Origin of the sequence: Desulfuromonas versatilis (assembly GCF_019704135.1) — a bacterium.
Lineage (GTDB): Bacteria > Desulfobacterota > Desulfuromonadia > Desulfuromonadales > NIT-T3 > Desulfuromonas_A > Desulfuromonas_A versatilis.
This window is the reverse complement of the sequence record NZ_AP024355.1, coordinates 4,172,207-4,185,099: the sequence shown is the minus strand read 5'-3', so window position 1 is coordinate 4,185,099 and position 12,893 is coordinate 4,172,207. Positions and strand designations below refer to the sequence as shown.

Below are 12,893 nucleotides of genomic sequence, written 5' to 3'. Positions count from 1 at the left end.
GAATAACTCGCCTTTAAAGTACAGAAGAGGATTTTTTGAAGCAGAAAACCTTCTACACCTGTCAGCAGTGCGGCTACCAGAGCCCCAAGTGGATGGGCAAGTGCCCGGACTGCAACCAGTGGAACAGCCTGGCCGAGGAGACCGTCGCGGTGGTCAAGGGCAAGGGGCGGGCCGCCGTGTCGACGGCGGGGAGCATCCCGCTGCGCCTGGCCGAGGTGCAGATCACCGAGGAGGACCGCATCCGCTGCGGCATCGGCGAACTCGACCGGGTGCTGGGCGGCGGGGTGGTCCCCGGCTCGCTGACCCTGATCGGGGGCGACCCGGGGATCGGCAAGTCGACCCTGCTGCTGCAGGCCAGCGACCGGCTGGCCGGCGCGGGCAAGGTGCTCTACGTCACCGCCGAGGAGTCGGCGCGCCAGGTCAAGCTGCGCGGCGGCCGGCTCGGGGCGGATGCCGCCGAGCTGTTTCTGCTCGCCGAGACCTCCCTCGAGGCGATCCTCGAGCGGGTCCGCGAGCTCAAGCCCGATTTTCTGGTGATCGACTCGATCCAGACCATCTACACCGCCGCCCTCGAATCGGCCCCCGGCTCGGTGAGCCAGGTGCGCGAGTGCGCCGGAAAGCTGATGCATGTCGCCAAGGGCGAGGGGATCCCCACCTTCATCGTCGGCCACGTGACCAAGGACGGGGCCATCGCCGGGCCGCGCATGCTCGAGCACATGGTCGACACGGTGCTTTACTTCGAGGGGGACCCGGGCCACCCCTACCGCATTTTGCGGGCGGTCAAGAACCGCTTCGGCTCGACCAACGAGATTGGCGTCTTCGAGATGCGCGAGCAGGGCCTGGCCGAGGTGGCCAACCCCTCGGAGCTGTTTCTCGCCGAGCGCCCGCAGGGGGTCGCCGGCAGCTCGGTGGTCCCCTCGCTGGAGGGAAGCCGGCCGATCCTGGTGGAGCTGCAGGCGCTGGTGTCCGGCAGCTCCTTCGGCACGCCGCGGCGCACCACCATGGGGATCGACCACAACCGGGTCTCGCTGCTGGTGGCGGTGCTGGAGAAGAAGGTGGGGCTGTCGCTGCTCTCCCAGGACATCTTCGTCAACGTCGCCGGCGGGGTGCGCCTCGACGAGCCGGCGGTGGATCTCGGGGTGATGGCGGCGCTCGCCTCCAGCCACCTGAACAAGCCGATTCCGCCGCGCACCATCCTCTTCGGCGAGGTCGGCCTGGCCGGCGAAGTGCGCGCCGTCTCGCGCCCCGAGCTGCGGGTCAAGGAGGCCGCCCGGCTCGGCTTCGACCGCTGCCTGCTGCCCGCCGGCAACCTGAAAAACCTCGAAGCGCCAAAAGGGATCGAACTGATCGGGGTACGCAGCGCCGAAGAGGCGCTGGAGGGGATATTTGAGTAAGGCCGTGAACAGTGGACCGTGGACAGTGGGCAGAAGCACCTTAAAATTTCCACGAATCACGAATCACGAATCACGAATCACGAATCACGAATCACGAATCACGAATCACGAATCACGGAGTTTAAAGTGACCGACGACAAACTGACCCATTTCGACGACGAGGGCAAGGCGATCATGGTCGACGTCGGGGAGAAGACCCCGACCCGGCGCGTCGCCGTGGCCCGCGGCGAGGTGCGCATGGCCGAGGCGACGCTGCAGCGCATCCTCGATCGCTCGGTGGAGAAGGGGGACGTGTTCTCGGTGGCGCGCATCGCCGGGATCATGGCCGCCAAGAAGACCCCCGAGCTGATCCCCCTCTGTCACCCGCTGGCGCTCTCCTCGGTGAAGATCGAGTTCCTGCCGTTTCCCGGTGAGGGGCGGGTGGAGATCGAGGCGGCCGTCAAGCTGACCGGCACCACCGGCGTGGAGATGGAGGCGCTAACCGCCGTTTCCGTCGCCGCCCTGACCATCTACGACATGTGCAAGGCGGTGGACAAGGCGATGGTGATCGGCGAAATCCGCCTGATGGAGAAGCACGGCGGCAAGAGCGGCTCCTTCCTGCGCCAGGAATAGTTTTCCCGGGCTGCTGGATTGCATGGCCCGAACTTCCTGTTAAACTACCGGCCGGGTTCACCGGCAGCCGAACCGCAGCTCACCCGCGGAGCCCGCATATTTTCGGGCGTCTGGCGGCGACAAAAAAAGGACATTCGTGAACACGCCACGCTACTTTTCGATCCGCAAGGCCTTCCTGGTCCCCTTGGGACTGCTGGTGCTGCTCTGCTGCATTCTGCTGGTGGTGGTTCTGATGGTGGGGCAGCCGGTGGCCAAGGCGTTCATCCTCGGTGCGCTGATCCTGCCGATCACCGGGTTGTTCGTGGAGAGCGCTTTTCGCAAGGCCGTCATCGACGAGCAGGGCATCACCGTCTACAAGTTCCTGCGCAGCAAGTCGCTCAAGTTTGCCGAGCTGACCGCCGTGGAGACGGTGCAGGTGCGCAAGCGGGCCTTCCTGACCCTGTGCGCCGAGGATGAGTTTCTGATCCTCTCCAACGCCTACGGGGATTTCCCCGAACTGGTGCGGGTTTTGCTTTCCAGGGTCCCCGAGGGGACGGTGAGCGAGGAAACCCGTCAAATGGCGGCGTCCCCGCCGGTCAAGAGCTCGGACGTTATCTCCTGCTGGCTGGCCGTGGCGCTGCTCGCCTTCATCCTCTACATTCAGCTGGGCGGCAGGCTTTGGTAGCGGGCACTCCGGCATTTGGGTTGACTTGAAAGCAGAATTCATTTAGTTTTACTTAATTCACCTGATAGAGGGAGTATCCATGGAGAAGCAGAAAATCGAGGAGTTCCGGAACCTGCTCCAGGAGCAACTGGACAGTCTGCTGCGCGAAGCGGGCAAGACCGTTTCCGAGATGACCGACGAGAAGACCAATTTTCCCGACCCCACCGACCGCGCCTCCCTGGAGTCGGACCGTAACTTCGAGCTGCGGATCCGGGACCGGGAGCGCAAGCTGATTATGAAGATCCGCGAGGCGCTGGAACGGATCGACGAGGGGATTTTCGGGATTTGCGAGCATTGTGAAGAGGAGATCGGCGAGGCGCGCCTCAAGGCCCGCCCGGTGACCACCCTCTGCATCGACTGCAAAACCGAACAGGAGCGTCAGGAAAAAATCGGCTAGGCGTCTCGCGCCAGGTTTTGGGGGAGGCCGGACAACCAGAAAGACGGGCCATGAAGTGCGATCCCTACGAAGTGCTGCGCAAGGTTGTCCGCATCGCCAACAGCACGGCTTTGGAATTTCCGGCTGGTTTCCAGGCGATCCTGCGGTTTTTGGCCCGACGCCTGGAACTCGAAGAAATACACCTGCTGCTGCTGGATTCCCGCCAGAAATCTTTCTCCTTTCAAATAGATCCCCACGGGCCGGGGCGCCATCTTGAAAACGGCGCATCCCGGCCCGCCTCCCCTCTCGAAAAAACGGCGCTTGCCAGCCGCAAACCGGCCTTCGGCGAAGGCCGGGCCAGTTTTCCGCTTTGCAATCCCCAGCGCAATTACGGTGTGCTCAACCTGGCGGTTCCCCCCGGGGCGGGCCTCGCTCAGGAGCTGAGCGAGCTGCTTGGCGCGGTATGCGCCCAGCTGGCCATGCTGGCCCAGCATGCCGTGCTCAAGGCGGAGTCCGGCCGCCGGGTCAGGCAGCTGACCCTGCTCTCCGACCTGGGGCAGCAGCTCAACCAGGCAAGAACCCTCCGCGAACTGCTGCCTGCCGCGGTGCGGACCCTGCTGCGGCGCAGCGGGGCGGCCTGCGTCGTACTGCGTCCGCTGATCGGCGAAACCGTCCTGGGGCGCAGCTTCGTCCGGACCCATCCCGATTTTCGCACCCTGCGGCCGCTGTTTCTCGATCTCGAGGAAGAGGCCTCGGCCCGCGCCCTGGGCGTGATGACCACGGTCTTTCGCCAGGGGCTGCCCCGCAGCGGCCAGCTGCAGGGGCCCCTGCCGCCGGCCATGGTGGCCATTCCCCTGCTGTTCCAGGAGCGTGCGGTGGGCACCCTGACCCTCTTCGGCGGTGACCAGGGCGGGGTGCCGGTGGTCTATGACCGGGAGGCCAAGCGGCTGTTCGCGGCCATCGGCGCCAAGGTGGCCCAGGCCCTGGAGCGGGTCTCCAGCCGCGAACGGCTGGAGCTGCTCTCGGTGGAGAACGACCGAAAATTTCGCGAGGCCCAACTGCTCTACCGGATTTCGCGGGCCGTGCACAGCACCCTGCGGCTCAACGAGGTGGTGCACCTGATTCTTTCGGCCGCCACGATCCCCGAGGGGGGCGGGTTCGGCCGGGCGATGCTGTTCACCATCAACGAGCGCACCGGCACCCTGCAGGGGATGCTGGGAGTCAGCCGGGAGACCGCCTCTTTGCTGCTGCCCGCCGAGGGGGGGCAACTCCCCTGGGCCCGCCCGGTGATCAATGATGCCACCCTCGATGCCCAGCGTCAGGCCCCCTTCTGCCGCCAGGTGATGAAGCAGCGGCTGGCCCTTGACGATGCGGACAACAGCCTTGCCCGCTCGGCCCGGGAGGGACGGGTCGTGCTGGTGCGCGAAACCGGGCAGGCGACCGCCAGCGACCGGCTGCTGGCCGATGCCATGGGGGTCAGCTGCCTGGCCTGTGCCCCGCTGCGCGGCAAGGAGCGGACCCTCGGCGTGCTGGTGGTCGACAACGCCCAGCCGGGGGAAGAGATCTCCTCGGACCGGCTGCGTTTTCTCGAGCTGTTCGCCAACCAGGCCGGTGCCGCCATCGAAAATTCCATGCTGCTGCATCGCCTGGAGACCACCCACCAGGAGTTGCGCCACGCCCAGGATCGCCTGACCCAGGGGGAAAAGATGGCGGCGCTCGGCGAGATGGCCGCCTCGGTTGCCCACGAGCTGAGAAATCCCCTGGTCTCCATCGGCGGCTTCGCCAAGCGGTTGGCCCGGATCGCGCCGGAGCAGTCCCGGGAGCAGGAATACGCCGCGATCATTGCCCGCGAGGCGCTGCGGATGGAGGTGCTGCTTACCGATGTCCTGGATTTTTCCAAAAAGCAGATGCTCTGTTTTGCCCAGTGCAGCATTCCGGCCATCATCGACAAGGCCCTCGCCCTGGAGGCCGATGCCCTGACCCGTTCACTGATCCGGGTGGAGCGGGAAATCGAGGCGGAGCTGCCCTTGGTGCAGGCCGACGAGGAAAAGCTGCTGCAGGTGCTCATCAACCTGGTGACCAACGCCCGCCAGGTCATGGCCCATGGCGGCGGCCTGCTGGTCAAGGCCTATTCCACCATCCTGCGGGGCGAACCGGCGGTGACCCTGGAGGTCGCGGACACCGGCGGCGGCATCAAGCCGGAGATCCTGCGCAGCATTTTCGAGCCTTTTTTCACCACCAAAACCAAGGGGACCGGCCTGGGGCTGCCGATCTCCCACCGCATCGTCGAGCAGCACCAGGGAAAAATCGAGGTGCGCAACAACGAACTGGGAGCCGTGTTCCTGGTCTGCCTGCCGGTGAGCGGCCCGGTGGTACCTTTCCGTTGACAATAATTTTCTGCTTGGCTAAAGTAATCGTCGAATTTCGGGGCTGTAGCTCAGCTGGGAGAGCGACGCGTTCGCAATGCGTAGGTCGTGAGTTCGATCCTCATCAGCTCCACCAATATCAGCAAGGGGGGTGGCCGTTACGGCCACCCCCCTTGCTGTTTAAGCTCTCACCTGCCCTTTTGCCTTCTTCTCTCTCATCTCATTGAAATAATTTTCCTGCCAATTGATGGTTAGCGCAGCATGATCTGCTTCGAGGATTTTTTCTTGGTGTAATAGTCGTCGAATATCCCCTCAATCATTTTGCGCGCAGCGATCATGGCGGATATCAGCTGCGCCACCACGATCAGTGCACAGTAGGCCAGGAATGTCCAGATGACGATGCCGCCGAAGCCCTCCATGACTCCGGGAAAGGCCACCGCGCAGATCGCAGCCAGCAGCAGCAGGACAAGGAACCCGAACACATAGCCAAGTCGTTTCATCTCTTCCTCCTTTCATGTCGATGGAGTGCCGGCCCGAACCGCCGTGGCCAGTCTTTGGGAGGCTAATCGACCCCTTTCTGCTGCGCCTCTTCCCCCCTCTGCGCTACGCCCTTGACCAGGCCGAGCAGCACCATCACCGCCGGGACCAGCTGAGCAACGACGATCAGGGCACAGATGCCCAGAAATACCCAGACCACGATGCCGCTGTGATCCTCCCTTGCCGCGCTGGCGGCCAGGGCAGCGCCGGCGGGGGTTAAGCACAGGGCGGACAGGGCGACGAACAGTTTTTTCATGGCAGCCTCCTGGGTTGTGCTTGATCACAAGCGGGTCAGATTCCGTTTGCCTCGGCCTGTCGCAGCCACCGGGGGGGTGTGTCCACCGGGTGAGGCGGGTTTTTTTCGAAGGCGCACTGGACCGCCAGGCGCAGTTCATCCCGATCTTCAGGGTTGACCGGTTTGAGGGCGTGGTAAAAAATCCCTTCCCGTCGAACCTTGCGCAGCAACGGCAGGGAGTTTTCGTCGGAAACCAGGATGATGGTCAGGTCCCGGTTGCATTTTTTCAGCAAGGGGATCAGCTCCACCGCCAGCAGGTCGCCGAGTTCGCTGCCGAGCAGCAGGACCCGGCAGCCGCGCTTGAGGATGAACTGCAGCACCTCGTGAACCGAGTTGACTGCCCGCACCTGGTAGCCCGCCTCGGCGAACAGGTGGGCCATCTGCTGGCGGGTTTCGAGGTCTTTATCGGCAATGAGTACGACTCGCATGGCTCTTCCCTCTCAGCGTTTGCCTGGTTAGGCCGATCCGCGGGGTTTTTCATCCGAAGCCAGGGGGGTGCGGGGAATGCGGGTAAAAAGTCCTTTGATCATGGAGGCGAACAGGGCCAGCCCCGGCAGCAGCTGCATGACCACCAGCAGGGCCAGAAAGCCGAGAAAAAGCATGACCAGCAGACTGCTCTCGTTGGCCGACCCGTCGCCGGCCGCCATGGCCGAGCCAGAGGCAAAAATCAGGATCGTCAGTATGCCGTTCAACAGGGTTTTCATGGTTGCCTCCTTTTCTTCATTTGGTGAAATCCCGCGCCGGTTAGGCTGCGCTTACCCTTTTGCATAGCAGTGCCCGTGCCAAGTATTTATCTGGCCTAATAAAATTCATAACCTGCTAAAATCACATCAGAAATTTTTCGGCAAGAAATGCCTGGAGAACTTCGCCGGCGGACAGCCGTATAGAGTTTATATGCAGAAGAGTACCCGACGGGACGGCCCAGTGGCCCTCAGTGGGTTTTCAAGTTACTGAAATGACAATGATTTAAATGTCCGGCAGGGCTGTATCAGGGAAATATACGACCGCTGGGGCCGGGGGAGAGGGGCAGCCCGGTGGGCTGGGGATAAGCTGTGGAGACTGTGGATAACCAGGACAACTCAGGCGTCGGAGGGGGTGCCAAGGCTGGCGAGGAGCTGTTTTTCCTTGCGCAGCGCCTCGGCGCAATGGGTCCAGATCTGGTAGTATTCCAGCCCCAGAATGGTGATGCCCGCGGCGAAGACCGCCCAGAAATTTTGCTGCAGGGCTTCGCCGTAGTAGTAGAAGGCGTAGAAGGCCGAGAGGTAGCCCAGGTGGGACCAGCCGCGGTAGGAGTTGGATCCGCTCATCATGCGCGAGAGGATCAGGATCAGGGCGCTGAAGGCGTAGACCGCCAGGGCGATGCTGATCAGCTTGATCGGGGGGGAGGGACCGAGCAGGGCACGGATTTCCGGGGAGATCTCCGGGATGAAGCTGAAATTACGCTGGGCACCGATGCTGATCAGGATGAAGATGGCCAGTCCCCACAGGCCGCGGTTGGCCAGGGCGTGCAGGCGCCGGATCCGGGTTTCGATCTCGCGCCGGCGCTCCCCGGGGCCGGGAAGGCCGGCCCGGGGGGAAGATGCGGTGCGGGGGCCGGGGCTGGTCATGGGGCGGGTGGTTCTCCAGGCAAGGGGTTGCCCGCCCGGTCGGCGCCCTTGTCCCGCGCCTTTTCCAGTTCGGCGGTGGTTTGCCGCAGGCGCCGGTTCAGTTCCTGGTAAGCCCGGCCCAGGGTCTCGATCTCTTCGCAGCCCTCCGGGGGCAGGGGTTGGGTCTCGCCTGCCCTGAGGGCATTGGCATACCCAACCAGTTCGCGGATCGGCAACAGCACGTTGCGCCTGAGCAGGGCGCAGACCCCTCCGACGCTCAGCAGCAGTACCATCAGGCAGAACAGCGCCATCCGCCCGCGCAGGGTGGCCAGGGTCTCCCGCAGCGGCTCCTCGGACAGGCCGATATCCAGGGTGCCGAGCAGTTTCTGCTCCGGCAGATGGAAATGACACCCGCCGCTGGAGCAGCCCGGCTCGTTGAAGATCGGCGCGGTGATCGCCAGCACGTGGCGCCCCTGCTCGTTGGTGAAGCGCCGGGCCTGCTCCATGGGGCCCAGGCTGGCGGACGGCTCGGGGCCGGCGTGGCACTCCACGCAACCTGCCGCCCGGGTGTCCACTTCGCGGTTGACCTCGGCCGGGTCGGCCGAGAACATGATCAGTCCCTTTTTGTTGAAAATACGCACATGCTCCACCCCCTGCTGCCGGCCGATGTGACTGATGGTGTGGCGCAGCGACTCGCGGTCGGATTTGAGCATCGAGTAGTGGGTCGATTTGATGATGGTGTCGGCCAGGCTGACTTCCCGCTGGATGGCGCCGTCCACCAGGTCGCCCTGGATGAAGGAATAGAGCAGCAGGCAGCAGACGATGACAAAGCCGGTGACCGCGGAGGCGACCGGCACGACGGCTTTGGCGGTGAGGCTTCGCAGCATGGTGAGCACCTCGAAGGGAGGGCCCCTCCGGCGGTTCGCGGCTAAGCTTACCGGAGGGAGCCTCGGGGGCCCGCGGGATGCGGGGCAAGGCGATTAAGCCAGATTAATACCACAGTGGTGACCGGGGGGCAACGGAAATTCCAGCCGGGCGAGCCCCAGGGGCTTCGCCCGGCCGGATGTTCTGTCCGACTCAAGGATGCGGTTCGTTGTGCACCTCCTCCCACCCGGTCCACATCGGCTTGAAGTGGGCGAAGGGGGTGTGCCCCAGGGTGGCGAGGTAGATGTGGGTGAAGAGAAAGGCGCACAGGGAGCAGGCCAGCAGAAAATGGATCCCCACCAGAATTTTAAGTCCGCCGACCATCAGCACCAGGGCGCGCAGGGGGTCGACGTTCATCAGCAGGATGCCGGTGACGATCACCAGCGGCACCAGTATGAACATGATCGCCAGGTAGGCTGACTTCTGCATCGGGTTGAACTTGTTGTCCGGGGTCGTGTGGTGCGGGTTGGCGTGGCCGAGGAAGAAGGTCAGGAAATAGAACTTCGCCTGGCGCAGCAGGCCGCGCTGGATGTCGTCCCTGTTGGGGATGTACAGCTTGGCCATGGTGCGGGCGTAGAGCGCATAATAGGCCAGCCAGAGGAAGAAGCTGATCGCTACCACGATACCGGCGGTGTTGTGCAGCGCGATGGCGGCCTTGTAGGTGCCGAAGATGTTGACATGCTCGGGGAAGCGGATCTGGGCGCCGGTTGCGCAGAGGGTGACGATCCCCAGGGCGTTCAGCCAGTGCCAGATGCGTACCGGGGTTGGTTGCAGGTAGATATATTTATCGGCGGCCATGATCAATGCTCCTTTCGGTTGTTGCGGGTGAGAAAGCGCAGGGTGCCGTGTCCGACCGGCATCACCAGGCCGCCGGCGATGATCATCAGGCCGACGATGTTGAGAGCCTTGCTGCGGGTGGCGCCCATCATGTAGAAATCCGGGGTTCCGTAAAGCGCGTCGAGCACCGCGCCCTGTTCCACGGGGAGGCGGCTGAAGGTGCCGCCGTCCTCGGGAAAGGCCAGGTAGCTGGTTTGCATCGCTTCGGGCCCCGAGGCATGGCAGAAGGTGCAGTCCCAGCGGTTGTCGAGGATCTGGAAATCGTGGGTGACCCGTTCGGGGATCATCATGCCGGCGAGCCTGAGGTTTTTGTATTCCCGTTTCTGGTTGAAGATGCGCAGTTCCTTGAGTGAAGCCTGGCCGTCGCCGTCGAGGTCGACCAGGGCTTCGATGTTGCCGCTGCCGGCCAGCTCCTGCAGTTGCCGGCGGTCGGCCAGGTCGAAATCGCCGAATGCTTTCTGCCGGGTGGTGATATAGAGGGTGATGGCGTAGTCCTTGGAGCCCGAGTGGCAGGCGATGCAGGGCAGGGCGCCGACGTGCAGTTCGGCCTGCGGCAGCCATTCGTCATGGGTGCTCACCATGTCCGAGAGGTCGTGGCAGCTGGCGCACTGGCGGTTCATGTCATAGCCGGAGACTTCGGTGGGGGATTTGACCTGGTGCGGATTGTGGCAATCGGCGCAGCTGGCGTTGGCCCCGTGGATGCTGGTGGCGTATTCCTGGTAAATGTCCTCGTGGCAGTCCCGGCAGCTGGCCCGCGATGGGGTCAGCCCGTCATCGGGATGCGCGTCGCTCACCGTCTCGTGGCAGGCGAGGCAGCCCATTTCGGCGTGGGCGGTGTGATCGAAGCGGGCCCCGTCGATAAACTGGCTGGCTGCCACGGCATCACGGTCGCCGTGGCAGCCGAGGCAGTCCTCGGTCTCCATGGCCTCGGCGGCAGGCGCCCCGGCGGCCAGGGGGGCGGCCAGCAGCAGCATCAACAGCAGGTTCTTGAATTTGTGTCTCACGGTCGTCTCTCCCTTGGTCGATTGTTCATTTGCTGACAAACCGACCGCCCCCTTGGGTGGGCGGTCGGTCGGCGATGGCTGGCTGAGGTTATTCGGCGCTGTTGAGGGCGGGTTTTTCCGCCTTGGCGAATACGCCCTTGAGGATGCCGATCAGCATCAGGGCGGCGGGCACCAGCTGCAGTGCCACGATCAGGGCGCAGAAGCCGAGAAAGGCCCATACCGCAAATCCGCTGTGCCCTTCCTGGACGCTGGAAGCGGCAAGGGCGGGGGACGCCATGGCGCTGAGCAGGACTGCCAGAGAGATGGATTTCAGGGTGGCGTTCATGGTGGACTCCTTTCTTGGCGAAGAGAACCGGCCAGCTGAAGAGGTTGGTCTTTGCCTATCTGGAATAGCACCGCCCGTGCCAATCGTGAAATATGCCTAACGAAATTTATAAGTAGCCGAAATTTAACAAGAAAAAAATAGACACTGCGTCCCGTCGGGAGCTGAACGCATAGAAACTTCATACAGGCGGTTCGCCGCGGCGGGCGGAGAAAATGCCGGTTTGGATATTTAACTGACTGAAAACATATGAGTTTTATCCAAAAGCGGGGGTGTATGTTGGAATTATGCAGGTGCCTGCGGGGGATATACCGGCGGCAGGCACCCCCGGGAGGCCCCGGCGCCAAGCGTCGGGAGAGGATGGAAATTTGCTGCGGCGGACACCCTTTATTTGATTTTGAGTAAAAAATTAAGTAATATTTCCTTAATTTGGCAAGGGGATACAGTCTTCTTTGGTGTGGGCCCCCGGGCCCGGGGAGTAAAGGGAGCAGTGCAGTTATGGCCAAAGCTAGAATCCTGGTGGTGGATGACGAAGCGGTAATTCGGGAGGGGATGCGCAGGATACTGGAGAAGGAGGGATACCAGGTCGATTCCAAGCCGAGCGGGCATCTGGGCCTGGAGAAGCTGCAGGAGGAAGAATTCGACCTGGTGGTGACCGACCTGAAGATGCCCGGCATGAGCGGGCTCGAGCTGCTCAAGGCGATACGCATCCTGCAGCCCGAGGTCCCGGTGATCATTATTACCGGCTATTCCACGGTGGAAACGGCCGTGGAGGCCATGCGCAGCGGGGCCTTCGATTACCTGGCCAAGCCTTTCACCCCGGTGCAGATCGCCGAAAAGGTGCACAAGGCCCTCGAGGAGCGCGCCACCCTGCTCAAGGACGTGGGGGGCGAAACGGGCGAGCTGGAGGAGCAGGGGCTCGACCTGCTGGTGGGCACCAGCCCCCAGATGCAGAAGGTTTACCGCCGCATCCTGCAGGTGGCCCGCACCGACAGCACCGTGCTGATCACCGGCGAGAGCGGCACGGGCAAGGAACTGGTCGCCCGCGCCATCCAGAACAACAGCCCGCGCAAAGAACAGCCCTTTGTCGCGGTCGATTGCACCTCCCTGGCCGAGAGCCTGCTCGAGAGCGAACTGTTCGGGCACATCAAGGGGTCGTTCACCGGCGCGGTGCAGACCAAGATGGGCCTGTTCAAGGTCGCCGACGGCGGCACCCTGTTCCTGGACGAAATCTCCAATCTCAGCCTCACCACCCAGGCCAAGCTGCTGCGGGTTCTGCAGGAGCGGGAGGTGACCCCCATCGGCGGCACCAAGGCCGTGCCCATCGACATCCGGCTGATCGCGGCGACCAACCGCAATCTCAAAGAGATGGTGGCCGAGGGGAGTTTCCGCGAGGACTTGTTCTTTCGGCTCAACATCATCCCCATCGATCTGCCGCCGCTGCGCGAGCGCAAGGGGGACCTGCCGATGCTGGTCGGCCATTTCCTGCGCAAATTCAGCGCGGAGATGGGCAGAGAGATCCGCGGTCTGGCCCCCGGGGCCATGGCCATATTGAAGAAATACCCCTTTCCCGGCAACGTGCGCGAGTTGGAGAACATCTTCGAGCGCGCCGTGGTGCTGGCCGATGCTGACCTGATCGAGCCTGAGGACCTGGAGCTTTCCCTGGGTGAAGACGAGGTCGCCGGTGTGGAGGAGGGTTATGTCCCCCGCACCACCGAGGAGCTCAAGGAAGCCAAGAAGGAGATCCGCGAACGGGCCGTCCAGCCCATCGAACGGGCCTTCGTCATCGAAGCGCTCAAGCGCAACGACTGGAACATCACCAAGGCCGCGGAAGAGGTCGGCATGCTGCGGCCGAATTTTCAGGCGCTGCTGAAAAAACAGGGGATCTCGGTTCGCGACCGGGTGGTCAGCTGAGCCGTCGCGCTCTCGCCCCGAAA

At 63.3% G+C, this 12,893-nt stretch carries 15 protein-coding genes and 1 tRNA gene; 7 read left to right on the top strand and 9 right to left on the bottom strand.

Annotated features, from left to right (window positions below; translation table 11 throughout):
- Positions 1–92 precede the first annotated feature (92 nt).
- From radA to DESUT3_RS18890, 6 genes are all read left to right on the top strand, one after another.
- Positions 93–1,394 (top strand): DNA repair protein RadA, encoded by a 1,302-nt coding sequence (gene radA / locus DESUT3_RS18915; protein ID WP_404827057.1) that lies wholly within the window; start codon positions 93–95, stop codon positions 1,392–1,394.
- Positions 1,395–1,520: 126 nt separating this feature from the next.
- Positions 1,521–2,006: a cyclic pyranopterin monophosphate synthase MoaC gene (gene moaC / locus DESUT3_RS18910; protein WP_225911564.1), complete on the top strand. Its 486-nt coding sequence runs from the start codon at positions 1,521–1,523 to the stop codon at positions 2,004–2,006.
- A gap of 136 nt (positions 2,007–2,142) precedes the next feature.
- Positions 2,143–2,670 carry a PH domain-containing protein gene (locus tag DESUT3_RS18905; RefSeq protein ID WP_221250052.1) on the top strand — a complete coding sequence of 176 codons (528 nt, stop codon included), beginning with the start codon at positions 2,143–2,145 and terminating at the stop codon, positions 2,668–2,670.
- Between the two features lie 79 nt (positions 2,671–2,749).
- Positions 2,750–3,106 carry an RNA polymerase-binding protein DksA gene (gene dksA, locus DESUT3_RS18900; protein WP_221250051.1) on the top strand — a complete coding sequence of 119 codons (357 nt, stop codon included), beginning with the start codon at positions 2,750–2,752 and terminating at the stop codon, positions 3,104–3,106.
- 50 nt (positions 3,107–3,156) lie between these two features.
- Positions 3,157–5,472, top strand: coding sequence for a sensor histidine kinase (locus tag DESUT3_RS18895; RefSeq protein ID WP_221250050.1), 2,316 nt, complete (start codon positions 3,157–3,159; stop codon positions 5,470–5,472).
- Positions 5,473–5,511: 39 nt separating this feature from the next.
- Positions 5,512–5,587, top strand: a tRNA-Ala gene (locus tag DESUT3_RS18890).
- 115 nt (positions 5,588–5,702) lie between these two features.
- Here the strand turns inward: DESUT3_RS18890 and DESUT3_RS18885 are convergent.
- The 9 genes from DESUT3_RS18885 to DESUT3_RS18845 all read right to left on the bottom strand — a co-directional run bounded on the left by DESUT3_RS18885 (position 5,703) and on the right by DESUT3_RS18845 (position 10,959).
- A complete protein-coding gene (locus tag DESUT3_RS18885) occupies positions 5,703–5,951 on the bottom strand; it encodes a hypothetical protein (RefSeq protein ID WP_221250049.1) in 249 nt (82 codons plus the stop codon).
- A gap of 62 nt (positions 5,952–6,013) precedes the next feature.
- Complete coding sequence (locus DESUT3_RS18880) at positions 6,014–6,244, bottom strand: hypothetical protein (RefSeq protein WP_221250048.1); 231 nt, start codon at positions 6,242–6,244, stop codon at positions 6,014–6,016.
- Positions 6,245–6,279: 35 nt separating this feature from the next.
- Positions 6,280–6,711: a response regulator gene (locus tag DESUT3_RS18875; RefSeq protein WP_221250047.1), complete on the bottom strand. Its 432-nt coding sequence runs from the start codon at positions 6,709–6,711 to the stop codon at positions 6,280–6,282.
- A 27-nt stretch (positions 6,712–6,738) separates the two neighbouring features.
- Positions 6,739–6,987 (bottom strand): hypothetical protein, encoded by a 249-nt coding sequence (locus tag DESUT3_RS18870; RefSeq protein ID WP_221250046.1) that lies wholly within the window; start codon positions 6,985–6,987, stop codon positions 6,739–6,741.
- Positions 6,988–7,362: 375 nt separating this feature from the next.
- Positions 7,363–7,890 (bottom strand): menaquinol oxidoreductase, encoded by a 528-nt coding sequence (locus DESUT3_RS18865; RefSeq protein ID WP_221250045.1) that lies wholly within the window; start codon positions 7,888–7,890, stop codon positions 7,363–7,365.
- Complete coding sequence (locus tag DESUT3_RS18860) at positions 7,887–8,756, bottom strand: HAMP domain-containing protein (protein WP_221250044.1); 870 nt, start codon at positions 8,754–8,756, stop codon at positions 7,887–7,889. The genes DESUT3_RS18865 and DESUT3_RS18860 overlap by 4 nt, the downstream gene beginning before the upstream one ends.
- A gap of 190 nt (positions 8,757–8,946) precedes the next feature.
- Positions 8,947–9,591 (bottom strand): cytochrome b/b6 domain-containing protein, encoded by a 645-nt coding sequence (locus DESUT3_RS18855; RefSeq protein WP_221250043.1) that lies wholly within the window; start codon positions 9,589–9,591, stop codon positions 8,947–8,949.
- Positions 9,592–9,593: 2 nt separating this feature from the next.
- A complete protein-coding gene (locus DESUT3_RS18850; protein WP_225911563.1) occupies positions 9,594–10,634 on the bottom strand; it encodes a cytochrome c3 family protein in 1,041 nt (346 codons plus the stop codon).
- Between the two features lie 88 nt (positions 10,635–10,722).
- Positions 10,723–10,959, bottom strand: a complete 237-nt coding sequence (locus DESUT3_RS18845; protein WP_221250042.1) for a hypothetical protein — start codon at positions 10,957–10,959, stop codon at positions 10,723–10,725.
- Between the two features lie 495 nt (positions 10,960–11,454).
- Between DESUT3_RS18845 and DESUT3_RS18840 the strand changes: the two genes are divergently transcribed.
- Positions 11,455–12,870 carry a sigma-54-dependent transcriptional regulator gene (locus tag DESUT3_RS18840; protein WP_221250041.1) on the top strand — a complete coding sequence of 472 codons (1,416 nt, stop codon included), beginning with the start codon at positions 11,455–11,457 and terminating at the stop codon, positions 12,868–12,870.
- Positions 12,871–12,893: the final 23 nt, after the last annotated feature.